This window comes from uncultured Parabacteroides sp. (assembly GCF_902493135.1).
GTDB lineage: Bacteria > Bacteroidota > Bacteroidia > Bacteroidales > Tannerellaceae > Parabacteroides.
Window position 1 is genome coordinate 1 of sequence record NZ_CABUOD010000032.1, and the last position, 24,353, is coordinate 24,353.

22 protein-coding genes are annotated in these 24,353 nt (G+C 49.2%); 15 read left to right on the top strand and 7 right to left on the bottom strand.

Features of this window, described 5'->3' with window-relative positions:
* Nucleotides 1-155 precede the first annotated feature (155 nt).
* The 3 genes from RDN79_RS13705 to RDN79_RS13715 are packed head-to-tail and all read left to right on the top strand — an operon-like array spanning nucleotide 156 to nucleotide 2,288.
* The gene (locus RDN79_RS13705; RefSeq protein ID WP_298550831.1) at nucleotides 156-1,388 is read left to right on the top strand and encodes a site-specific integrase; all 1,233 of its coding nucleotides are present in this window, start codon (nucleotides 156-158) and stop codon (nucleotides 1,386-1,388) included.
* A gap of 13 nt (nucleotides 1,389-1,401) precedes the next feature.
* On the top strand, nucleotides 1,402-1,785 hold the full coding sequence (locus RDN79_RS13710) for a hypothetical protein (protein WP_298550829.1): 384 nt from the start codon (nucleotides 1,402-1,404) through the stop codon (nucleotides 1,783-1,785).
* 50 nt (nucleotides 1,786-1,835) lie between these two features.
* The gene (locus RDN79_RS13715) at nucleotides 1,836-2,288 is read left to right on the top strand and encodes a DUF3408 domain-containing protein (protein ID WP_044544548.1); all 453 of its coding nucleotides are present in this window, start codon (nucleotides 1,836-1,838) and stop codon (nucleotides 2,286-2,288) included.
* A gap of 277 nt (nucleotides 2,289-2,565) precedes the next feature.
* Here RDN79_RS13715 and RDN79_RS19085 read toward each other — a convergent pair whose 3' ends face one another.
* Together RDN79_RS19085 and RDN79_RS13720 are read right to left on the bottom strand one after the other, a co-directional pair.
* The gene (locus RDN79_RS19085) at nucleotides 2,566-2,739 is read right to left on the bottom strand and encodes a winged helix-turn-helix transcriptional regulator (protein WP_081033062.1); all 174 of its coding nucleotides are present in this window, start codon (nucleotides 2,737-2,739) and stop codon (nucleotides 2,566-2,568) included.
* A 110-nt stretch (nucleotides 2,740-2,849) separates the two neighbouring features.
* Nucleotides 2,850-3,224 (bottom strand): helix-turn-helix domain-containing protein, encoded by a 375-nt coding sequence (locus tag RDN79_RS13720; protein WP_044544549.1) that lies wholly within the window; start codon nucleotides 3,222-3,224, stop codon nucleotides 2,850-2,852.
* A 232-nt stretch (nucleotides 3,225-3,456) separates the two neighbouring features.
* On the opposite strand from RDN79_RS13720, the gene RDN79_RS13725 reads away from it, so the two are divergent.
* From RDN79_RS13725 to cdd, 12 genes are all read left to right on the top strand, one after another.
* Nucleotides 3,457-4,116: an NAD(P)-dependent oxidoreductase gene (locus tag RDN79_RS13725; RefSeq protein ID WP_044547215.1), complete on the top strand. Its 660-nt coding sequence runs from the start codon at nucleotides 3,457-3,459 to the stop codon at nucleotides 4,114-4,116.
* A 37-nt stretch (nucleotides 4,117-4,153) separates the two neighbouring features.
* Complete coding sequence (locus RDN79_RS13730) at nucleotides 4,154-4,990, top strand: hypothetical protein (RefSeq protein ID WP_298550819.1); 837 nt, start codon at nucleotides 4,154-4,156, stop codon at nucleotides 4,988-4,990.
* A 65-nt stretch (nucleotides 4,991-5,055) separates the two neighbouring features.
* Entirely contained in the window at nucleotides 5,056-5,463 is a 408-nt protein-coding gene (locus RDN79_RS13735) for a pyridoxamine 5'-phosphate oxidase family protein (RefSeq protein ID WP_044545341.1), read from the top strand.
* On the top strand, nucleotides 5,450-6,238 hold the full coding sequence (locus RDN79_RS13740; protein WP_044545342.1) for a protein-ADP-ribose hydrolase: 789 nt from the start codon (nucleotides 5,450-5,452) through the stop codon (nucleotides 6,236-6,238). The genes RDN79_RS13735 and RDN79_RS13740 overlap by 14 nt, the downstream gene beginning before the upstream one ends.
* Nucleotides 6,201-7,088, top strand: coding sequence for a Sir2 family NAD-dependent protein deacetylase (locus tag RDN79_RS13745; protein ID WP_253282676.1), 888 nt, complete (start codon nucleotides 6,201-6,203; stop codon nucleotides 7,086-7,088). Before RDN79_RS13740 ends, RDN79_RS13745 begins: the two co-directional genes overlap by 38 nt.
* Nucleotides 7,089-7,888: 800 nt before the next feature.
* Complete coding sequence (locus RDN79_RS13750; RefSeq protein WP_308573241.1) at nucleotides 7,889-8,029, top strand: hypothetical protein; 141 nt, start codon at nucleotides 7,889-7,891, stop codon at nucleotides 8,027-8,029.
* A 699-nt stretch (nucleotides 8,030-8,728) separates the two neighbouring features.
* Nucleotides 8,729-9,778, top strand: coding sequence for an efflux RND transporter periplasmic adaptor subunit (locus RDN79_RS13755; RefSeq protein WP_298550813.1), 1,050 nt, complete (start codon nucleotides 8,729-8,731; stop codon nucleotides 9,776-9,778).
* Entirely contained in the window at nucleotides 9,775-12,813 is a 3,039-nt protein-coding gene (locus RDN79_RS13760) for an efflux RND transporter permease subunit (RefSeq protein WP_298550811.1), read from the top strand. The genes RDN79_RS13755 and RDN79_RS13760 overlap by 4 nt, the downstream gene beginning before the upstream one ends.
* Nucleotides 12,810-14,099, top strand: a complete 1,290-nt coding sequence (locus RDN79_RS13765; protein WP_298550809.1) for a TolC family protein — start codon at nucleotides 12,810-12,812, stop codon at nucleotides 14,097-14,099. Before RDN79_RS13760 ends, RDN79_RS13765 begins: the two co-directional genes overlap by 4 nt.
* A 41-nt stretch (nucleotides 14,100-14,140) precedes the next feature.
* Complete coding sequence (locus RDN79_RS13770) at nucleotides 14,141-15,163, top strand: sensor histidine kinase (RefSeq protein ID WP_298550807.1); 1,023 nt, start codon at nucleotides 14,141-14,143, stop codon at nucleotides 15,161-15,163.
* On the top strand, nucleotides 15,160-15,933 hold the full coding sequence (locus tag RDN79_RS13775) for a LytTR family DNA-binding domain-containing protein (protein WP_298550806.1): 774 nt from the start codon (nucleotides 15,160-15,162) through the stop codon (nucleotides 15,931-15,933). Before RDN79_RS13770 ends, RDN79_RS13775 begins: the two co-directional genes overlap by 4 nt.
* Nucleotides 15,934-15,966: 33 nt before the next feature.
* A complete protein-coding gene (gene cdd / locus RDN79_RS13780; RefSeq protein ID WP_298550804.1) occupies nucleotides 15,967-16,443 on the top strand; it encodes a cytidine deaminase in 477 nt (158 codons plus the stop codon).
* Nucleotides 16,444-16,509: 66 nt separating this feature from the next.
* Here cdd and RDN79_RS13785 read toward each other — a convergent pair whose 3' ends face one another.
* From RDN79_RS13785 to RDN79_RS13805, 5 genes are all read right to left on the bottom strand, one after another.
* On the bottom strand, nucleotides 16,510-18,258 hold the full coding sequence (locus RDN79_RS13785; RefSeq protein ID WP_298550802.1) for a phospho-sugar mutase: 1,749 nt from the start codon (nucleotides 18,256-18,258) through the stop codon (nucleotides 16,510-16,512).
* A gap of 96 nt (nucleotides 18,259-18,354) precedes the next feature.
* Complete coding sequence (locus RDN79_RS13790) at nucleotides 18,355-20,025, bottom strand: M23 family metallopeptidase (RefSeq protein WP_298550800.1); 1,671 nt, start codon at nucleotides 20,023-20,025, stop codon at nucleotides 18,355-18,357.
* A gap of 35 nt (nucleotides 20,026-20,060) precedes the next feature.
* Nucleotides 20,061-21,134, bottom strand: coding sequence for an endonuclease/exonuclease/phosphatase family protein (locus tag RDN79_RS13795; protein WP_298550798.1), 1,074 nt, complete (start codon nucleotides 21,132-21,134; stop codon nucleotides 20,061-20,063).
* Between the two features lie 6 nt (nucleotides 21,135-21,140).
* Entirely contained in the window at nucleotides 21,141-22,604 is a 1,464-nt protein-coding gene (locus tag RDN79_RS13800) for a hypothetical protein (RefSeq protein ID WP_298550796.1), read from the bottom strand.
* 158 nt (nucleotides 22,605-22,762) lie between these two features.
* Nucleotides 22,763-24,220: an aminoacyl-histidine dipeptidase gene (locus tag RDN79_RS13805; protein ID WP_298550794.1), complete on the bottom strand. Its 1,458-nt coding sequence runs from the start codon at nucleotides 24,218-24,220 to the stop codon at nucleotides 22,763-22,765.
* Nucleotides 24,221-24,353: the final 133 nt, after the last annotated feature.

Here is a 24,353-nt window from a genome sequence, read left to right on the forward strand (position 1 = left end):
TTCTATCCGAACCGGGTAAGGGAACTATATCTCTATTTTTCAGTTAAATGAAAGAGCCGTGGTTTTCGGGTGCGATTACGCTGATTCGCTGTGATTTGCGTATCGACAAACGGCTCTACAAGAAATAATTTTGTTCACTAAAAAATTGTAGAGTTATGAGATCGACTTTCAAAGTTTTATTCTATCTGAAACGCAATGCCCCGAAGAAGAACGGGCTTGTTCCGGTGATGTGCCGGATTACGGTAAACGGCAAAATCGCACAGTTCAGTTGCAAGCTGGACGTGGAGGAAAAATCGTGGAACGTGGAGTTAGGCCGCGTGTCCGGTCGCAGCGTGGTGGCACAGGAGGCCAACCGGATGCTGGATAAAATCCGCGTGGGTATCAACCAAGCCTATCAGAAAATCGCCGATCGGGACAACTATGTAATCGCCGAGAAAGTGCGTAACGCCTATCTGGGATTGGGTATGAACCACGAAACGCTGTTGGCGGTATTCCGGCAGCATAACGAGGATTACGAAAAGCAGGTGGGCAAGCTCAAAAGCCTGCGCAGCTATTGGAAATACTGCACCGTTTATAACCACCTCGCGGAGTTTATCGAAAAGCGGTACAAGGTCAGCGACATTGCCCTACGTGAGCTTGCTCCGGCGTTCATCACCGACTTCGAGCTGTTTCTCAAAACCGAGAAGAACCATTGCAACAATACGGTCTGGTCGTATATGATGCCGTTCCGTAAGATTATCTACATGGCCGTCAATAACGGACTGTTGCAGCGCGATCCGTTCTTCGCGTACAGCATCACCAAAGAGGAAACGAAGCGGGGTTTTCTGACCAAAGAGGAAATCAAGCTGCTGATTAACGGGACATTCAAAAAGAAGAGTTACGAGGTGATCCGCGACCTGTTCATCTTCTGCACCTTTACGGGTTTGAGCTGGACGGATATGGCGAACCTGACGAAAGCGAACCTGCAAACCTCGTTTGACGGTCACCTGTGGATTATCACCAACCGCCAAAAGACAGGTACGGAATCGAATATCCGCTTGCTGGACGTGGCCAAGCATATCATCGAAAAATACGACGGCATGGCCGAGGGCGATAGGCTGCTGCCCGTTCCCTGCTATACCAACTGCAAGAACAGCATCAAAGTGATTGCGAGAAAATGCGGTATCGAGAAAAACGTCACGTGGCACATGAGTCGCCACACCTACGCGACGACGGTGTGTTTATCGAACGACGTGCCGATTGAAACGCTCTCGAAGATGCTGGGACACCGCAGCATCCGCACGACGCAAATCTACGCGAAAATCACGGCGGAAAAGGTGAGCCGCGATATGGAAAAACTCTCGCAGCGTATCGAGCAAATGGAGAATTTTATTTGTCAAACCATCTAAAAATGGATGTACGATGAAAAGAGATAGAATCACAATCGGCGAAAACGGTGTAACCCCGACAGGGAGCGATGTATGGATGACGGCAATGGAGCTTGCCGAGCTGTTCGGCACGACTGCCGGAGCAGTAAATGCGGGTATCAAGGCAATCATCAAAAGCGATACGCTGCACGATTACGAGGTCTGCAAGTACATTCGGCTGGAAAACGGCAACGGTGCAGACGTGTATAACATGGAGATTATCATTGCCCTTGCATTCCGTATCCATGCGCAGGGTGCAATGAGATTCCGGGAGTATATACTCCGTACACTTGGTACAGCGAGCAAATGGCCTGCAATAAATATACTGATGACCTGCTCACGTAAAACGGACGAGTACAGCCGACAGATTTCCAACTGACGGTTACCTATGAAAAAAGAAATAATATTAACCTGTTAAATAGATACCTTATGACCAAAAATGAAAGAACGTCGGACATCGACGCCGAAGAGATTATCGAGATGTTTCGTCCCGAAATGAGAAGATTGAAACCGGCAGATGTCGGTTTAGAGAATGTACCGGGTACACAACGTGTAACGAACGAACCGAATGTGCAAACTGCAACGACACTACCGACGGACACGACCGCAACGACAGAACAGCCAGCGCAGGCTATACCCAGTTGCGCCGGAATAAAGCAGAAAAGAGCGACGTTGGAGGAATACCGACAGACATTCCTCCGAGTGCCGAGAATCGAGAACCGTAAACCCGTCTTCGTGAGTTGCGAGGTGCGCGACCGATTGGACGAGATCGTGCGCAGGTTGGGAGGCAGACGGATGAGCGTTTCGGGATTGATGGAGAATCTCGCACGGCATCATCTGGAAACCTACGGCGAGGACATCGAACGATGGAGGAAATTATAGCTCCGCTGTCCGTTTCATAGGACAGTACAGTGTGCACACTCTGTATAGCGAGTATAGTGAAAGCAGTTCAATTATCGGAGGGCAACAGCTCTCCGATTTTGTTAGCATCGGCTAACAGCAAGGTGTGTATCGAGTAACTCGATACCTTTCGGGTTACTCCCGAAAGCCTTGCCCTGCGGGGCGGAATCGCTCCTCCGTAGTCGGGCGATTGAGAATGTATTACCTTTTATTCTTGCAGACCTTCCGTTTCGAATTTCTTCCGATGCTTGACGATGGATTATATGTCGGTCTGCGCCCATTCAGTAAGTTGTACAATGAACGGGACAAACGAATATCCGATGTCCGTCAATTTGCACTCCATCTTGGGCGGCACTATGGGATAGACTTTGCAGGAAACAAGTGCGTCAGCTTCCAATGCCTTACGTGCCTGACAAAACACATGATGAAACATCGGGTATCAATCTGCATAACTCGTTAAAACGTATGCCGGCTTATATGATAATCAGATGATCCATATAAGAAATTTTGTGGCAACAGCAAGGAAAACTTGCCGGAATCATGTCAGCGTTTTCCCCCGGCCGCTTTCTTCCTGTCGCAAATAATCGGCTCCATGTTTTCTTTCGCCCATACGATTAACGATTGAATATGAGGCAAAAGCGAATGCGCTCTGATCGTAAGCGCGTATTCCACTCGCGGCGGCACTTCCGGATAAATAGTACGTGTTACGAATCCGTCCTCTTCCAGTGTTCTTAATGTAACGGTAAGCATCTTTTGTGAAATATCCGGGATTGCTCGTCGTAAATCACCGAAACGCATTTTTTCTATCTGCGATAACGTGTAAATAACTAAAAGCGACCACTTGTCACTCATACGAGCCAGAATATTGCGAATAGGGCACTGCGGATCATAAGCATCCAATATCATTGTTCTATCCATTTTTCTCTTTTTAGTATGCAAAAGTAACTAAATCTCTTGAAATCTGCAAGCGCAAAAAAATACGAAAAAATCAGGTAGGTAAGATGTTCATATACAGTTATCGTTACCAAGATGTAACTATGTGCATATCAAGTGCCTACTTGACAAAAGAGATTTTTCGTTCTATATTTGCAGTGTAAAAGATACAAAGATACTTTTAGAAACTAATGGTTGATATCAAAATTTTGCAAGTATGAAAAATGTAGTTTTAATCGGAGCGAGCGGATTTGTAGGCTCCGCCATCCTGAATGAAGCGTTGAATCGCGGACATCGAGTAACAGCAGTTGTTTTGAATCCCGACAAGATTTCGGTACATCATCCGAATCTGACCGTCATGGGAGCGGACGCCACCGATCCGGACACACTGGCAAATCTGGCGAAAGGCAAGGATGCAGTTATCAGTGCCTATAATCCGGGCTGGGCGAATCCCCGTCAATACGAAGAAACGCTTGAAAACTACCCGAAAATCGTCGAGGGAGCGAAGCGTTCGGGCGTGAAACGTCTGCTGATCGTCGGCGGAGCCGGAACCCTTTTCGTGAAACCGGGCGTGCGGCTGGTCGATACGGGAACTCTTCCCGAAGCGTGGCTGCCGGGTGTGAAATCATTGGGCGAGTTTTATCTGAATACGTTGATGAAGGAGAAGGAGATCGACTGGGTGTTCTTTTCTCCTGCCGGAAATCTCGGCAACATGGGGCCGGGCGTGCGTACTGGAAAATACCGTCTGGGTAAAGACGATATGCTTTTCGACGAGAAAGGCGAAAGTTTCATCTCGGTCGAGGACTACGCCGTGGCGATGATTGACGAGCTGGAAAAGGAAAAACACCATCGCGAACGCTTTACCGCAGCTTATTAAACATTGAAGTATAACAACAAATAAAAACAAGAAAGAAATGAAAAAGATTATTTTGACGCTGGCCCTTGCCGGTATGGTTTTGGGTGCTTCGGCACAGGAAAAGGGACGTTTCGAGGTACATGACCTCGGCAACTTCAAACTGCATGTCTATTACACGAATGACGCGCTGGGCGATGCCAGCTACATTGTGGAAGGCAAGAAGGCTCTCGTTACGATGGAACAGCCGCTCTTCAAAGACAATGTAGCGGAATTCGACACCTATCTTGCCGGATTGGGCAAACCCGTAGAGAAACGAATCACGGACTACCATGTGGGCGGCACGGCGCACCACGATGTCGTGATGCCGGAAGGTATGCCGGAGTTCACGAAAGGAGCCGTATATGGCGGCATGATGAAGAACTTCGCACAGCTATTCGGCGACGCCCTGACTGCGATGCCTACGGGCAACGCCGAGGAGGTGGCATTCGGCACGACCAAGACCTATGCGGGTGTTCCTTTCGAGTTCCGTCGCGGAGCTTCAACGGACTTTCCCGGTGCAAGTATTCTGATCGGGGGAAAGGTGTACTACACCCACTGGACGCCGGCAAAGGCGCATGTCAGCCATCTGCAAGTATCTTCGTCTGACGCCATCGACGCCGAAATCGCCGAAGCGAAAAACGCACTGAAATCCGGTGCCAAACTCTTTATCGGCGGTCACGGCGGTGCGGCGAAAGCGGATGCCGTGCAATTCAAAATCGACTATCTTAATACGATGAAGAAGTTACTGGCAGAGAACAAGACTGCGGAAACATTCGTCGGGGCGATGAAGAAAGCCTATCCGGAGCTGCCCGGAGCGGAGGGGCTGGAAGAACTGGCAAAGGCTCTGTATAAATAATCAACACCGATATGTTCCGTTTTCCGGCAGGGAAGCGGAACGTATCATTCAAAGAAGATGATTGCATGGAAAAAGCACTTGAATTTCTGAAAACGAATAAGGAGGTGGCATTTGCTACGGTCGAAGGCGACAGACCGAAAATCCGTGTTTTCCAAATCATGAAACAGCAGGGAAACACGCTCTATTTCGTTACAGCACCGGAGAAAGAGGTTTACAGGCAGTTGCAGAAGAATCCGAATGTGGAAATACTTGCCATGAAGGAGAACATATTCGTCCGTATTGCAGGACAAGCCGTGTTCGACGTGGACGATACGACCGCACGGGAGATATATGCTGCCAATCCCGTGTTGCCGCGACTTTACAAGGCATACACGGATTTGGTCTATTTCCGCCTGGTCGCCGCAAGTCTCGATTATTACGACCTGACGCCTGACCCACCTTTGCAGGAGCATTACGACTATGGACAGAAGTAAAAATATCCGGTCAGTCCTTCGGACATTGCTCGATGAGCGTATGGAATATGCCGGTCTGCAAATACCGGATTCATTATCGGAGCAGCGGAGGATGATGCGTACATTGCTGAACGTCCGTCCGCCGCATCCCGTGAGCGAAGATTTGATAAAGGCGCAGGACAGGGAGCTGCAACGGCAACTGGCGGACAAAGGAATTGTCGCCTTGTCCGATATCATGCCGTGTCGGGTAGATGGGCGTTTGCGGTTGTGGCAGGGCGACATCACCCGTTTACAGGTGGATGCCATCGTCAATGCAGCCAATAGCGCACTGTTGGGTTGTTTCGTGCCGATGCACCGCTGCATAGACAACGCCATCCATTCGGCGGCGGGAGTGCAGTTGCGTCTGGCTTGCGACCGGCTGATGCAGGCGCAGGGGCATCCGGAACCGACCGGGCGGGCAAAAATTACGGACGGCTACAATCTGCCCGCCCGTTATGTACTGCATACGGTCGGCCCCATTGTCCGTGATACCGAACCTACGCCCAGACAAGAACGACAACTGGCGGATTGTTATCGGTCATGCCTTGCGCTGGCCGATGCGCACGATTTGCAAAGCATCGCTTTCTGCTGTATCTCTACGGGAGAGTTCGGATTCCCCCAAAAGCGGGCTGCCGAGATTGCGGTCAGCACCGTGCGCGCGTATCTCGACGCGACCGTTGCGACCGGTATAAATTCCGTCATATTCAATGTATTCAAAGATGATGACTTATCCATTTATAGAAACCTATTGTCGTAAGATGCCCATCAGAGAGAGTTATTCCTGCCGGTTGGCGGAATTGCGCCACGCGCTCGACCGGGCGGAGTATGTCGTTATCGGAGCAGGAGCGGGACTTTCCGCTGCCGCTGGACTGGAGTATAGCGGTCGCCGTTTCACGGATCATTTCGGTGATTTTATCCGTCGTTACAGATTTACAGACCTTTATACCTCGTCGTTTTATCCCTTCAAGACGGAGGAGGAACGGTGGGCGTACTGGGCACGCCATATCCGGCAGAACCGCTATGACGAAGCCGGTACGGAATTGTACCGGATGTTGTTTCGGGCGGTCGGGCGGAAAGAGTGGTTCGTGATAACCACCAATGTGGACGGGCAGTTCGAGAAAGCGGGATTCGACAGAGAACGGATATTTGCCGTGCAAGGCGATTATGCCTACCTGCAATGTGCCGAAGCGTGCCATGATAAACTGTATTATAATGAAGCCCTCGTGCATGAGATGTCCCGGAATACCGAGAATTGCCGTATCCCGGCTTCGCTCGTGCCCCGTTGCCCCGTGTGCGGCGGAGCGATGGAGGTAAATCTGAGGAAAGACGACCATTTCGTGCAGGATGCGCATTGGTACGAGAGCCACGAGCGTTATCAGGCTTTCATGCAAAAGGCTTGTCGCCGAAACACGCTGCTTTTGGAGTTGGGCGTGGGCTACAATACTCCGACCATCATCCGCTTCCCTTTCGAGCGGATGGCATCGCAGGCAGATAACATCACGTTGGTGCGCATCAATCGGGACTACGCCGAGAAGCAGGCTCCCGTGCGCTCTTTCATCCCGTTCCGTGAGGATATGAACAAGATAGTAACCGATATACTGAAATAAACGGATATGCACGATATATGGAATCCCTGGCACGGCTGTACGAAGATCAGTGAAGGTTGCCGATATTGTTGTATGTATTTATAGTTATAAATGAGCACTTATAGTCAAAAACCCTTATGCATACCTCTTACCTTTTCACAAACTAAAACTAATAACGGGCGATACTTTGCTCGTCTTGCTGTTAGGCTTGATATTCATGTTAGTATATGAGCGGAGAATATCTATCGTTATATTTAAAATCGCATAGAACTATAAATGAAAAGTCATTCACCTTTTAAGAAATAAGTTACCGCCGTCGATTGTCGTGAACAATAAGAGAATCGAGCCCAAAGATTTATAACATAAAAGATGAATAATTATGACACATCATATTGCAGCGGATCATTTTGTCGATGCCGCCTCGAAAGCCGTTACGGAAAAACTTTTCCGTGAATTTGACATAGCCCTGCAATCGTTTTGTAACGAAGAACAAGACCGGATTGCGATTTTTCGAACCTTACCCTATACGCGAATCCGATTGCATGTATTGCGGAAATACCTGCCCCAAGAAAAGGATTCGGCACGTAACACGCAAGGTCGTTTCTTGGATATAGCTATCGGTTATATCAATACAGAATTGGATTTGCTGCGTCGGTACAACAGAACGCAGGAAGAACCGATGCAGTCCGAACCCGCGCATCGTTGGACGGGAACGCTCGTCGAGTTGATCGAATTGATTTACGGCTTACAGGAATTGCGTTGTATCGACGATGGAGAACTGCAATCAATGAATTGGCAGTTTTTTCGGTCGGATATTCAGGATGGAAATCAAAGAGCGGAATTGCTACGATGCCTATCTGGATATGAAGCGCTACAAGAAAGACAGCCGTACCTATTTCCTCGACAAGATGCGCGAACGTCTGAATCTGCGTAAGCAGCGCGACGATGAAAAAGAAATGTAACGACGATGATGATGAGTAATGCGGGCGGGAAAATTCCGCCCGCATTTTCTATGAAATTCAGCTTATTTATTTTGCAGTTTTCAAGAAATTCGCTACATTTGTATAGAGTTGTTTGACGAGATGCAAAACGCAGTAGTTCAGCGCAGTTACATTGTCGCTAAATCGTTACCAACAACTTTCTTTCTCACTACTCAACGCTGTCATTCAGACAGATACGCAAAAGTTTCTTATCCCATACAAAGATAATTAATTTGTTTTATATCTGTGGTTAGCAGCATATAATAGCAGGGGGACCGCATCAAAATATCTCGGCTCGCCCGTTATCGTCATTGCCGGGATTTACTGAAAAATAATACAGTATCCCCCTGAAAAACGGGGTTTTGTATAAGTGTTTGATTGATAAATGTATAAAGAAAAGGCTGTTTGTTAAAAAATATTACCCTTGCATGTAGTTTGAATTAAATGGGGTATAAATTCGAAATAGATGCGGTAGTAGTTTCGATTTGGACCAATGCCTTTTTTCGAAAATATGACAATAAGGGGATAAGGACGCAGGCTATGGCTTCAATGTTCCATATTCGGCAACCATGTGTCTACTGGAATAGGGGTTTCAGGTGCGTTTTTTCCGGTTTCGGGATTTTATTTCCGGCTATAACCGAACAGGACTTTTACTTTTGGGCGGAATTTAAAAGAAGTGTTATGAAGATAAGATTACATCCAGTTCTGTTTGCCTGTGTTGCCTTGTTGCTGGCATCCTGTAAAGGTAAAGATGTGGAGCAAGAATCGGGTATAGAGGTGAATACAGCCCGGGTATCGCCTGTTTCCTTTGAAGGCAATACGGAGTTTGCCTTTATTGCCCAACCGTTCCGGACCTCGGAGCTTTCTTTTCGTGTGGGCGGTCCGATCGACCAGTTTGACGTGTATGCCGGTAGCCGGTATACGCGTGGAAGTATCATTGCCGGGATCGATCCGCGTGATTTCCGGATTCGCCGTAACCGTGCTGAGGCGGCCTATCTCCAGGCAAAAGCCGAATATGAACGTGTGCGGATCTTGTTTGAGAAAGAAAACGTGGCGGCCAGTGTTTATGAGAAAGCGAAAGCGGATTATGTGTCGGCAAAGTCGTCTTTCGAGACAGCCGTGAATGAATTGGAAGATACGAAGCTGGTAGCTCCGTTCAACGGATATGTAGGAGAAGTTTATCTGGAAAAGTTTCAGGATGTAAAGGCTTCGCAGCCTGTGATTTCCTTTATCGACATCGACCGCCTTAAAATAGAAGTCTATGTGACACAGGATATCGCTTGCTCCATACGACCCCGCGATACGATTCGTCTGCGTTTCGACACACAGCCCGACCGGCTTTATACGGCAAACGTTGTCGAGGTGTCCAAAGGAACGACCCGTAACAACCTGTCATATTTGTTGACAGCCATTCTTCCGAATGAAGAAAACCGGTTGCTGTCCGGTATGTCGGGTAAGGCTTTACTGCAATCTGCCCCTGTGGTTTCCGGGAGTATCTCTGTTCCGCAGGCGGCTCTTTGCCATCGTCCTTCGGTGGGCGATTTTGTCTGGGTGGTGAGTCCTGAAACGAACCGTGTTACCCGTCGGTCCGTAACGGCCGGTGAATTATTGCCGGACGGGACTGTCCGGATCGAGGAAGGGTTGCAAGCGGGTGAAATGGTGGCGACAAGCGGGCTTCGTTTCTTGTCGGACGGTAGGAAAGTATCAATTTCAGAAAAAGGGAAACGATGAAGCTGGTAAAGTATTTTCTGCAAAAGAAAGCAGTCACGATACTGTTGTTGGTCTTGATCCTGGCCGGAGGACTTTTCTCGTATGTCAAGATGGGAAAGTTGGAAGACGCTCCTTTCACGATCAAGCAGGCTTTGGTGCTGACGCCTTATCCTGGCGCATCCCCGATGGAAGTGCAGTCGCAAGTGACGGATGTGCTGGAAGAGGCGATCCAATCGCTCGGCGAACTCTATTACCTGAAGACGGAGAACCGGGCTGGCCTGTCTAAGATCACGGTCTATGTGAAAAAGGAAATCCGGGCCGACGAGATGCAACAGTTGTGGGACAAGTTGCGCCGGAAGGTGAACGATGTACAGGGAAAGTTGCCGGCAGGAGCCGGAACATCCATCGTGAACGACGATTTCGGCGATGTCTTAGGGGTGTTTTATGGCCTGACCGGAGACCGTTATACGTATCGTGAACTGGAAGACCAAGCCAAAGGTGTCAAGAATGAACTGCTGAAGGTCAAGGATGTTGCCAAAGTTGAAATATACGGAGTCCGGACGCCGACAATCGATGTGTCCGTCAGTCCTTCCGTGATGGCGCGTAGCGGCATTACGACCGCCGATATCGCCCGTGCTTTCGATGCCCAGAACCGGGTAGTGGATGCCGGGGGGATCGATGCCGGGCAGAACCGGATCCGGATCGAATCGACCGGGAATTTCTATTCGCCGGACGATATCCGGAACCTGACGATTGTCTCGCGTACCGGAGAGCATTTCCGTTTGGCCGATATTGCGACTGTCGAAGAAAGCTATCAGCAACCGGCTTCCAACCTGATGCGGATAGACGGCCGTCCGGCTGTCGGTATTGCCATCTCTACCGTCCCGACTGGAAATGTGGTGGACATGGCGGAGGCGGTGAAAGCGCGTATCGGGGAGTTGTCCGAAAGCATGCCGGAAGGATTCGAACTGCAATCCATATATGATCAGGGATATGAATCGGATGTGGCCAATCAGGGTTTTATCCTCAACCTGATCATATCGGTCGTTACCGTTGTGGCGATCCTGTTGTTCTTTATCGGATTCAAGAATGGAATCCTGGTCGGGAGCGGATTGGTTTTTTCTATTTTTGCGACTTTGATCGTCATGTTCGGATCGGGAATAGCATTGCAACGCATGTCGTTGGCTGCCATTATCATCGCGATGGGAATGCTGGTCGACAATGCGATTGTGGTGTCGGACTCGGCATTGGTCAACATGCAGCGTGGCATGCGTAAACGAGTGGCGATTATGCGGGCCTGTTCGGCAACGGCGCTTCCTCTGTTGGCGGCTACCGTGATTGCGATCCTGACGTTTTTGCCTATTTATTATTCGCCTCATATCACAGGTGAGCTTTTGTCTTCGCTGGTGGTGGTTATCGGTGTTTCCCTGATGTTCAGTTGGGTGTTTGCTTTGACACAGACTCCTTTCTTTATCCAGGAGTTCGTGCGGCGTCCTCGTCCTGAGGAATTGCAGGATTCGTTGTTTTCCGGTCGATATTATGAGAAGTTCCGCTCTTCCCTGCATTGGGTGATACGGCACCGGACGGTTGCGATCGGCAGCCTGGTCGTGATGCTGGTCTTTTCGGCCTGGAGCTTCAAGTTTATCCCGAAAGTGTTTGTCCCGGCGTTGGACAAGCAGTATTTCACCTTGGATGTCTGGTTGCCGGAAGGCGTGAAGATCGAAGAAACGGATCGATTGGCAATGGAGATGGCGGACTATATCCGGAGGCATGAACAGACGGAGATGGTTTCGACGTATGCCGGACGTACTCCTCCGCGCTATTATCTGTCCAACGTCTCGTTCGGTCCGCAGTCCAATTATGCGCAAGTCCTGGTCAAATGCAAGTCTTCCAGGGAGTCGCGCGAATTGCATGCTTTGTTGCAAGATTCGATCCGTACCCGTTTTCCCGGTCCGCTGATCAAAGTCAATAAGTTCGAATTGAGTCCGCTTACGGAGGCGGTGATCGAAGCCCGTTTTCTCGGACCTGATCCGCTTGTGCTGGATTCGCTGGTAGGGGAAGCGATCGAGATCATGCGCCGTAATCCGAAGGTGGCCGATGCCCGTAATGAGTGGGGAAATATGTCGATGATGATCCGTCCGGTCTATGATCCGGTCAAAGCAGGAGCGTTAGGCATAACCAAAGCTGCGATGATGGAGTCCGTCAAATCCATCAACGACGGAACGGTGGTCGGTGTCTATCGCGATAACGAGAAAAAGGTTCCCGTCTTGTTGAAATCGGATGGGGCGGAAGTGGCGGATGTCCGTTCGCTTGGGAGCTTTTCCGTGTGGAACGGCGAGCGGTCGGCTCCCTTGTCGCAGGTGACGGAGCGGATCGAAACAACCTGGGAGTTCCCGCAAGTGCGCACCTACAACCGGCAATTGTCCATGGCGGCGATGTGCGGCGTGAAACCGGGACATACGATGGCGGAAGTGCATGGCGAGATTCGCGATGAGGTGGAACAGATGAAGTTGCCGGAAGGATATACTTTTTTCTGGGATTCCCAATATAAAGATCAGAGCGAAGGTTTACAGGCTCTTGCCAAGTTTTTCCCGCTGGCATTCCTGATGTTGGTTGTGATCTTGGTCGCCCTGTTCGGTAATTTCCGACAACCGGTTATTATTCTCTGTGTGTTGCCATTATCGCTGATCGGAGTGGCGATCGGAATGTTATTGACCGGTTTTGATTTCGGTTTTTTCCCTATTGCCGGTTGGTTAGGGCTGTTGGGAATGATTATTAAGAATGTGATTGTCCTGCTGGATGAAATCAACGTACAACGTAAGAACGGCGTTGCCCCCTATACGGCGGTTGTCGAGGCTACCGTTTCCAGGACACGTCCGGTGCTGATGGCTGCAACGACTACTATTCTCGGAATGGTTCCGCTTCTTTTCGATGTGGCATTCGGTGGAATGGCGGCTACCATTATTTTCGGGTTGACGTTTGCTACACTGCTGACCTTGTTTGTAACTCCGGCACTGTACACGCTATTTTATAAGGTTAAAAAAGAACAGATATGAGAAAAAAGCATCTATTGATAAGTGTGTTCCTGCTCTATACCGGATTTTCTTATTCCCAGCAAAGTCCGTTGCTCGAAAAATACCGTTCTATGGCTTTGTCATACAGCCATGATCTTAAATCGGCAGAGAAGAATATCTCTGCCAGCATCGAACTGGAAAAAGCGGCGAAGGCGGACTGGAAACCGAAGTTGTCCGGAAATGCCGATTTCCAGTATATCGGGCAGCCGTTGCAATTGACATTGGCTCTTCCTTCTCTGGAACGGCCGATGACGTTCGAAGGTCGTGATCTGAAATACGGGGCTTCTCTTTCTTTGCTCCAACCCATTTATACGGGAGGGCGGATTCTGGAATCAATCCGTATGGCCGGACATCGCCATTCGTTTGCCGCCAATCAGGAAGAACTGTTCCGTTCGGCTGTTTGCTATCAGACGGATATGCAATACTGGAATACGGTAGCACGCAGAGAAATTGTCGATGTGGCCCTTGATTACCGCAATTCGATGGCTACTCTGGCTCAGACGATTCGCGAGCGGGTAGAGGCGGGCTTGGTCGACCCGCAGGAACTGTTGATGGTCGAGGTTAAGCAAAATGAGGCGGAATACCGGCTGTTGCAGGCTCAGAGTGATTTCGAGACAAGCCGCATGGCTCTCAACTCATTGATTGGAGTGAATTTACAGGATACGACCGAGATGGATCGGAGCATCCCGGAAGTCTGTTACACGAACGATATCTGGATATCGGACGGAACAGGCCGGCCGGAGATACGCATGGCATACGATCAATTGAAAATGGCGGAAAGTGCGTTGAAACTGACGGATTCCCGATACAAACCGCAGTTATACATCGGGCTTGACGGTAGTTACTCGTCTCCCGGTTATGATTTCCGTGCGGATTTGGATCCTAACTATGCGGTATATGCCAAATTGTCCGTACCTTTGTTCGAGTGGGGGAAACGCCGCAACGAGAAGCGGGCTTCGACAATGAAAATCGGTATGGCAAATGACCGGATCAACCAAGTCGAAGACCAGGTGAACCTCGAAGTACAGACGGCCCGAACCTCTTTGTCTCAAGCACTCGAACGGGTCGATCTGGCTGAAAACTCGCTTGAAAAAGCATGTGAGAACGAACGGATGGCCTTGGAACGTTACGCGGAAGGAAAAATATCGGTTGTGGAAGTGATAGAGGCGCAAGCATATCGACAGACTTCGCAATTGGATTATGTGCAGGCCAAGGTGCTTGCACAGGGGTATTATTCCGGATTGATAAAAGCGTTAGACAGATATTGATTGTGTGAAGTAATATATTCTCTTATTTGGATGAAATGGGTATGAAATGGAATGCAATTTTATATGGTTTGTTGTTTTCCGGGTTAGGGGCTTTTTCCTATCTCTTACTCGTTAATTATACGGAACTTTCCGCCCACGTGGCGGATGTTCTGTATTCGAAGGGCGCGTTTGTTTTTTTTATTGCCGCCTTTAATGTCTTGGGGTATTCGACGTTGCGGATCAGTTCGTGGATGAATAGCCAGTACGCGTTGAATATCCGGAAAAGATGGAAGATTGTCTCGATTTATGCGGTCGTAATGTTGCTGTTTCTCTTATTGAATTACAGTTTGCTGGTGGTTGCCAAGATATTGGTCGGAATGAACGATCCGCTTATCTTCCCCAATGGCGGATGGCGTGTTCTGCTGCTCGTCTGGCTGGTCGAGTTGGTCATCTTAGGCTTATTGTTGGCAAACCGTTCTATCCAGAGCACCTTGAAATTGCAGCAGGAGGCCGCCGCGTTGCAGAAAGAAAACAATACGGCTCGTTATGCGGCTCTACAAAGCCAGTTAAACCCTCATTTCCTGTTTAATAGCCTGAATACGTTAATAGCCGAAATCGAGTATAACCCTGATAATGCGGTCCGTTTCACGAAAAACCTGTCGAGTGTGTATCGCTATGTCTTGCAAAGCCAGGACAAGACGTTGGTCTCTCTCGCTGAAGAATTGGAATTTCTGGATTCTTATCTGTTTTTGCATAAGGTGAGGTTGGGGGATTGCATCAGTTGTGTATGCGATATCCCTGCCGATCTGGCTGAAGCCATGCTTCCTCCGCTTACCTTACAGTTGCTGGTGGAAAATGTGATTAAGCATAATACGATCACATCCGCCCGGCCGATGAAGATCGATATTTTCTTGGAGGAAGGCCGTCTGGTGGTTAGTAACCTGGTGCAGCCCCGGAAAAGCCAGGAGTCGTCAGGTGTCGGGTTGAAAAACCTGTCGAACCGGTGCAAGTTGATGTTAGGGGAGGAGATACTGGTCTTGCATGAAAAAGAAATGTTTATTGTAAAAGTACCGTTGTTGATATGAGTAAATTGAATGTAGTCATAATAGAAGATGAGGTACCGGCTGCCCGTCTGTTGAATTCGATGGTGACACGCTTGCGTCCTGAATGGAACGTGGTCGTCCTGCCGGGTAGTGTCGACGAAGCGGTCTCGTGGTTTCGCAAGCATCCGCATCCGGATATAATCTTTCTCGACATCCAGTTGGCGGATGGGAACTCTTTTGATTTCCTTTCGGCGGCGAACCCTTCTTCCGTGATTATTTTTACGACTGCCTACGACCAGTATGCCATCCGCGCCTTTTCAGTCAATAGCATCGACTATATCTTGAAACCGGTAGACGAAAAGCGGCTTTCGGATGCCATTCAGAAGTATGAGACGATGATCGGGAACGGTTATGTCAAGTCGCAGGATTATCTGGATATGCTTCTCGATACGCTGCAAAATAAGGAAAAACGCTATCGTTCCCGCTTTCTGATTTCAGGAGTCGATCGTTTCTGGACGTTGCGGGTAGATGATATAGCCTATTTTTATTCGGAAAACAAGGTGACGTTTGCCGTTACGAAAAACGCCCAGGAGCATATTGTCGATTTGTCCCTTAATAAATTGGCGGACCAGTTGGATCCCGCCCGTTTCTTCCGGGCTAACCGGCAGATCATCGTTTGTATAGATGCCATTGACCACGCGGAACCTTATTTTAACGGGAAGATCGTGGTAACGGTACGTCCGCCTTATAAGACTAAAGTGACGGTTAGCGAAGAAAAACTGTCGGCATTCAAATTGTGGCTTAATTTTTAGTATTTTTGCCTGTATCATTTAAAATGCTGCCTTATGAAAGAAATCAAGTTGGAGACAAGAATCCGGATCTATCCTCTTGCTGAATTGCCGGATGAGGAATTGCCGTTGATGGAAGCTGCCATAAAAGCGATCGGACAATCGTATGCCCCTTATTCGAAGTTCCATGTCGGAGCGGCGGCTCTGTTGGAGGACGGCACGATCGTGACCGGTAGCAACCAGGAAAATGCCGCTTATCCTTCCGGCCTGTGTGCCGAGCGGGTGACGTTGTTTCATGCCGGCCATCAATATCCGGATATGCCCGTTATCGCCCTGGCCATTGCCGCCGTGACGAATGGCCGGCAGGTCGAGAGCATTTCTCCGTGCGGGGCGTGTCGCCAGGTCTTGTTGGAAACTGAGCAACGTTATGGCAATCCGATGAAAGTCTTATTGTGCGGAAAGAAAGAGGTCGTAGTGGCGGAGAGTGCCGAGTCGTTGCTGCCGCTTTGTTTCGGGGCAAAAGATTTAGAATAAAAAAGAAGGAGCGCCATCTGTTGCCATGACGCTCCTTTTTAATATTCAGTTACTTCCCGTCCGGGATCAGATACCCAATGACGCTTTGATCGCTTCGATCTTTTCTGCTCCTGCTTTTTCGGCAGCCGGCAGTTCGTCGAGGCTCTTCACTTTGGAATGGACTTCGCAATAGAACTTGATCTTCGGTTCCGTACCGGAAGGACGGATAGATACTTTCGTTCCGTCTTCAGTGAAATATTGGAGGACGTTGGAAGTTGTCGGCATATCCAATGTCAATGTTTCGTTTTCTACATAATCTTTGCCTTTCAGGGATGCGTAGTCGTAGAATAGTGTGACTTTGGAACCGGCGATTTCCTGCAACGGGTTTTCACGGAAGTGCTTCATCATCGCTTCGATCTCTTCAGCACCGCTCTTTCCTTTCTTTACAACGGAGATGCCTTTTTCTTTAGAGAAACCATACTGAACGTAGATGTTCTGCAATAGCTGGTACATCGTGATGCCTTGGTCTTTCGCCCAGGCTGCGATTTCGGCCAGGATGGCACAAGCGGAAACAGCGTCTTTGTCGCGGACGAAATCTTCGCACAGGAAGCCGTAGCTTTCTTCACCGCCACCGATATAGTTCTTCTTGCCTTCGTTCTTCTTCATGACATCGGCGATCCATTTGAAGCCGGTGTAGACATCATATACTTCGACGCCGTTCTTCTCCGCGATCGTACGGATCAGCTCGGTTGTGACGATTGTCTTCACGATATATTCCTTGCCGTTGATCTTGCCCAGTTCTTTCCAGCGGGTGATCAGGTAGTAAACGAACATCAAAGCGGTCTGGTTGCCATTCAGCAATACCCATTCGCCTTCGTTGTTCTTGACGGCTGCACCTACGCGGTCTGCATCCGGGTCGGAAGCAAGCACCAGCTCTGCATCCGTTTCCTTGGCTTTTTCAACTGCCAGAGCCAATGCGGCCGGTTCTTCCGGGTTCGGAGAAACAACGGTAGGGAAGTCACCGCTTACTACGTCCTGTTCGGGTACGTGAATGATATTCGTGAAGCCGAATGCTTTCAATGTCGGCGGGATAACCGTTACGCCTGTTCCGTGGATCGGCGTATAGACGATCTTCATGTCGTGGTGGCGTGCGATAGATTCCGGTGACAAAGAAATCTTTGTCAGGTCGTTGATATATTGTTCGTCGATTTCCTTGCCGATGATTTCGATCAGTTCCTTGTTCCCTTCGAACTTGATTTCGCTGGCATTGCGGATTTTGTTAACTTCGGCAATCGTATTCTTGTCATGCGGGGCGATCATCTGGGCGCCGTCGTCCCAATACGCCTTGTACCCGTTATATTCTTTCGGATTGTGCGAAGCAGTCAGGATAATACCGCTCTGGCATCCTAACTTGCGGATGGTATATGACATTTCAGGAGTCGGACGAAGGTCTTCGAACAGATACACCTTGATGCCGTTTGCAGAGAAGATGTCGGCAGAGATTTCAGCAAATTTGCGGCTGTTGTTACGGCAGTCATGGCCGATTACAACTTTGATCTGGTCCAGATCGGCAAATTCCTTTTTCAGATAGTTGGATAAGCCTTGTGTGGCTGCTCCCACCGTGTAGATGTTCATACGGTTTGAACCTACTCCCATGATGCCTCTCAACCCACCTGTACCGAATTCCAGGTCTTTGTAGAACGATTCGATCAGTTCCGTCGGATCTTCATTGTCTAACAGAGCCTGCACCTGTGCACGTGTTTCAGCGTCATAACTTTTAGTAAGCCAGCTTTGCGCCTTGCTTCTTACCATTTCTAACAGTTCCTTGTTTTCCATGACCTATATGTCTTGCTTTTAATTTAAAGAAATCCTGATTTTGAAATGAACAAAGATACAAATAAATTGATAATTCCCAAGATTCAGGCTTTTTATTTACCAGACAAAGGGATGCTCGTATTCCGACCGGTTTCCGGCGGCATCCGTAACGGTTAGTTTGAGGGTGTGTTTCCCTCTTTCGAGCCGTTCCTTGTCGAACTTGTAGGTAATGACCGATTTGCTGTTCATCTCGAACAGGACGTATTGCCCGTCTATCTCTCCCCGGTAGGTTTGCACGCCGCTCAGGTTATCGGACAGGCGGAAAACGAATGCCTGTTTGCTGATCCACGTGTCGGCGCCCAACGGGGTGATCGTCGGTGCTTTGATATCTTGCCCGATCGTATAATGGCCCAGTTCTTTGATCGTGCCGTCGATCCAGCCGTTCCGGTAAGTGCCGCCGATCCAGGATTGACGGCCTTTCTGAGTGCGGACGATACCATATTGCTGCTTGTTTTCCAATGTGTCGATCCGTAAACGCAAGGACAGTTGCGCCGAGCTGTGAAGCGGGACGGGGCGGTTATGCAGCATGTGCGTATCAGCCAGTGCCGTGCTGTCTTCCTTTACCGAATAACGGAAATACAGATCGTCGTACAGATTGCCTTTCGGGATCGTCATCCGGATGCCTTTTGCTCCGAACCGGTTGTCGGCCATCCAATGAAACAGTTCTGTACCTTCGGTCTCGATCTCCGGAATCTCCTGCTCTTTCCCTTCTATCCAAACGGAGAGGCGGGCGGTGTTGCCGAATGCATCGGCAAGCGTGTACGTGAGATGATAGGTTTTTTCTTCTTCTATATGAATGATCCCCCGGTTGATGCTTTCGCTGAAACGCAGGCGGTTGCCCGGTTCGACGAAACTGCGCATATAGAAGGAACGGCGGTCTTTCCATTCCTCATAATCGACGTAGCTGTTCAAATAGCGGGTCTCGTCGAACGCAAAACGGTCCAGGTTGCTATGGTAGATCGTCTGGCTGTCCAGACGGAGGGTAATATCTTTCACTCCGTAGATGTTTGTCGTATTATCCATATAATCGTAGGCTTTGACCGCCAGCCCGACTTCTCCCCATGCTTCGATCTTGCCGGTGATGGTTTGCTTGCCGTTTTTGGCCGTGACCGGTTTCAACTCCAGTTTACGGCTGCTGCCGTTGACCACTCCTTTGCCCTGTTGCGGACAGATCAGGATTCCCTGTATTTTCGGTGCGCGGGTGTCGGTTATCTTCTCCTTGAAATATTCGATCGGGTCGAGGACCTCTTCGCTTTCCGTGTCGCGCACTTCAAAATGGAGATGCGGGCCGCCCGAACTTCCGGTGTTTCCACTGTAGGCGACAATGTCTCCTTTTTTGACCGGGAGTTGGTCCGGGTCGAGGGACAGGTTCACGTTGAAGCTTTCCTGTTCGTATTGCTGCGCCTTGATATATCGGGCGATGGAAGGGGCGAATCGTTGCAAATGGCCGTAGACGGTCGTCGTCCCGTCCGGATGTGTCAGGTATAAGCCGTTTCCGTATCCCCACGGACTGACGGATATGCGTGATACATATCCCTCCTGTACGGCGTGAACGGGTTTCCCTTCCACCCCTTGTGTCTTAAAATCTATTCCGGAATGAAAATGGTTGTTGCGCAACTCCCCGAAGTTACCGCTCAACAAGATCGGGAAATCGAAGGGTTGACGGAGTTGTTGGGCGCTTATTGTCTGTATGCAAAAAGCCAGTATGGCGATATATAGTTTGTACATATTGTATGTGTATTTGGAAAAACAAAAGTAATCATTTATTTCAATAGTAGAAAGTCGACGATCAAGGGGAGATGGTCGCTGTAGCCGCCTTCGTATTTGAAACCGTAGTAGGTGCGGAAAGGGCGTTCGCCTCGCCAGGTTTTATCCTTTGTAAGCAGGAATGGCGGAGAGAAGATACGGGCGCTTCCTGGGATGACCTGCATCCGGGAGGTGGTGTCGGCGAGAGAGGACGACAGGATGATTTGATCTAACTGGCTCCATTCCCCTTGATATTTATGACTGCCCGGAAGACCCGGCCTGTTCCCGGCAAATAGATTGTATAGATGGAGAGACGGACTGGCATCCGTCCGGAGTTCCATAGGCATGGAACTGGAATCGGACAGGCATGGAATTGGAACCGGATGGGCATCCAATATTTCCCGGATGCTCGTGTCGTCCGGCGTATCATTAAAATCTCCCATGATCAGGATGTGCGGGGCTGGACGGAGGCTATGGATCGAGTCGCATAATGTGCGCAGGGTCCGTGCCGCATCCGAACGGTCCGGTTCGCTTTCTTTTTCTCCTCCGTAGCGGGAAGGGAAGTGGCAGACAAAAACATCGATCCGGTCTCCGATAATCACATCTCCCCATACATGCAGGATATTGCGGGTATGCTTATGCTGTTGGCGGGTAAAACGGACCGGGTGCTCCGCGTGTCCTTGGTAGCGGAACTTGTCCCGCTGGTAAAGCAATGCCACGTTGATGCCTCGCGTGTCTTGTCCGTGCGTCATGCAATAGCGGTAATGTTGCCGGCGGAGCGGAGTGAAGTCCAGGAGCCGGACAAGTACGGAATCGTTTTCTACTTCACAAAGTCCGATCAAAGCCGGCGTGCTCCATTCTCCCGCTGCCGTGATGACTTTTGCCAGCTGCTGTAATTTATGGTAAAATCGTCCGGGTGTCCAGTGACGGTTGCCGGAGGGAAGGAAGTCATTGTCGGCGGCAAGCGGATCGTCTTCCGTGTCGAACAGGTTCTCGACATTGTAGCTTATCACGCGAAAGTCTGTCTGTCCTTGTGAAGAAAAGGAAAACAATGTCAGGATAAAAAACGTCATAGTTAAGATCCGGGTCATATCGTTTTATTTTGTTCCATCTTCTTTCGGTACGAATTCGTAGGCTCCGATATCGGGACCGTCGTTTGTCAGGCGGTTTATGCCGTAGCGGTCCACCGGATATTGTTGCGTAACGAAGATATCCGCTTTTCCCACTCCTAAGGTGGTTGTCGAATCCGGACGGAAATCAAAGCGGTATTTGTTCTTTTCGCCACCTTTTAACCTGTAGGACGGACTGGTATTGGTGAACAATACCTCTTTGAAGCGGTCATTGTTGCTGCCATTCGTTTTGATTACGCAATGGTTGAACAGGTATTCGAATGATGCCGCACCGTCGACGGATAGATTGAGTTCTCCTTTATATGCATCCTTGCCGGCATCGAAACTGCCGTCGATGATGCAATTGTCGAATGTCGCTTTGAGCGGATAAGCCTCTTCATTCGCATTGTTTGCCATCGTGAGGCAAGACGTGTAACGTTTTTCCAATGTCATGAAATTGGCAAGCGTGCAATGGATGAACCGGTATTCTCCGCCGATCAGCACGACGACGCCTCCTCCGGCATTCGTCAATTCCGTATTGGCCACTTCAATATTGCAATTGAGTGCGAAGAACAGGTTTTCTCCCATATTCGTGATCTGGGAATTGCTTAATTTCAGTTTGGATTCGTCCGGAGACGACTTTTCGAACGTCAGTCCTGTTTTCCCGTTTCGCACGATTACATTGTCCATGATATTATGGTAGCTTTCCGTCCGGAAGAAAATGCCTCCCCATTGCGACGGGGTCCGGTCGTAGGGCAGGATATCGTTCAGAATGAAATCCAGGCGGTCCCCGCGGAAGACAATCGGCTTTTCGCGTGTCCCTTTGGCCAGCAATGTTCCGTATGTGATAACCTTCGCGGTGTCGTGCATATAGAACGTAACGCCCGGATCGATGCTGAGCGTGATATCGGGAGAAATAACCAGGCTGTCATATATAAGGTAAGGCCGCTCGGCTGTAAAATGCGTGTCCTGTGTCAGGATAAGCCCGTTTTTATGCAGGTTTACGTTTTGCCCGTATGCTTCGAGGCGGACGGACTGTTTGACCCCGTTTGTGGTGAAGATGATGGAATCGTCCACCAGCAACGGTTGGTTGGAGGCGTTCGGATTGACGGTCACTTCCACAAAAACATACAAACTGTCGTTTGCCTGTATCCTTACATCCTGGAAATGGTCGCCTTTACGCCCGTCCACGTTGATGCGGAAGCCGGTCTCTTCACCGCTCGCCAACAGGATCTCGCTGATCAGCAAAGGCTGGTCGTTGCGGTTGTAGATCATGAACTCTTTGGTTGCGGAGCCTATCGTGGTGAAAACCGTATCGAAAGAAAGCGTGTCGACCGAGAAGCTCAGCCGATGGTTGGGGTTACTCGAATAGTTCTCGTCCAGCCCGTCGCACGACAACAGGTTGAGTATTATAAAGAATAATATGAGTAACGGAGCGGCTAATTTTTTCATTTCATTAATTATTAATAGTCCAGGTAAATCTTATTTACCATATAATGTCAATAAGAAAACAAATTTATCATAAATAAGTTTTCGGGCATTAACATAAAAAAAGAGGAAAAACATCCGTCAAATGTTAATCCTCTTTCTATAACGGGAAATGTACCGTTTTATTTTGCGGGGATGCTCTTTAATAGTTCGAGCAAGTGGGACCACCACAAGCCGACGGTATCAATCTGTATGCGTTCGTTGGGAGAATGGACGTCGCGAAGCGTCGGTCCGAATGAAATCATATCCAGATTCGGATATTTTTCAAGGAACAAACCGCATTCCAATCCTGCATGGATCGCCATGATCTTGGCATCTTTGTTGAACAATCGTCTATAGGTTTCCTGTGCCACTTTCAGGATCTTTGAATCCGGATTAGGCGCCCAGCCGGGATAGCCGTCGCCGTGAGTGACGATTGCGTCTGCCAGTTTGAAAACGGATGCGACCTGGTTGGCGATCATATTCTTGCATGATTCGATGGAACTGCGCTGGCTTGTGCCTACGATGACCGTATCGTCCGGCCCCATCTTGACGGATGCCAAGTTGGTGGAAGTCTCGACCAAGCCTTCGATGTCGTGGCTCATGCCGATTACGCCGTGCGGGCAAGCGTGCAATGACAAGATGATCTTTTGTGCCCATAAATCGCTTATGCATGTATCCGGCCGGTCTGTCGATTCCATTGAAATCCGTACATTCGGATCGACGTGTTTCAGTTCGTTTTCAATGTCTGCCGTGTAGTGGTTCAAGAGGATGCGTGCTGTCTCCTTGTCTGCCGGATGCAGACCTATGACGGCCTGTGCCTCACGGGCGATGGCATTGCGGAGGTTACCGCCTTGGATAGAGCAAAGATTGAAATCTACCTCGTTGTTCAACAGGTAAAGATAGCGGACCAATATTTTATTTGCATTACCCAAGCCTTTATGTATTTCGCCACCGGAATGTCCGCCGTTCAACCCTTTCACTTCGATTTTGAAATATTGCATGTCCGGATTGGTCTCGCGTGATTCGTAATGGAACACCGCTTGCGTGTCTTTACCGCCTGCGCAACCCATAAAGATTTCACCTTCGTCTTCGCTATCGAGGTTCAGCAGGATATCGCCTGTCATGAATCCTTTTTCGAGTGCTTTGGCTCCGGTCAGCCCGGTTTCTTCGTCTACGGTGAAAAGGCATTCGATCGGTCCGTGCTCGATATCGTCCGAAGCGAGGATGGCCAGTTCGGCGGCTACACCGATGCCATTGTCGGCTCCCAAAGTCGTACCGTTGGCACGAAGCCAGTTCCCGTCGACGATTGTCTCGATCGGATCATGGTCGAAGTCATGTGCGGTCCCGTTGTTCTTTTCACAAACCATATCCATATGGGATTGCAGAACGACTGTCGGCAGGTTTTCTTTGCCGGGAGTAGCCGGTTTGGACATCAGGATGTTGCCTGCGGCATCTTTTTTGATGGCTATTTTATACTGTTTGGCGAACGATTCAAGGAACTCGATCATTTTTCCTTCTTTTTTTGAAGGACGGGGCACTTGTGTTACCTGGTGGAAGAACTTCCAGACGATTTCAGGCTTTAAATCAGTAATCTTCATAATGTTACAATATATTATAGATGTTACTCTATAGTTAATAATACCAGTGCAAACAGGGGGTTGTATGAAAAAAAGTACAATTAAATATCAAAAACATACTTTCCAATCACTTAAACTCTTATATTTGCGTCCA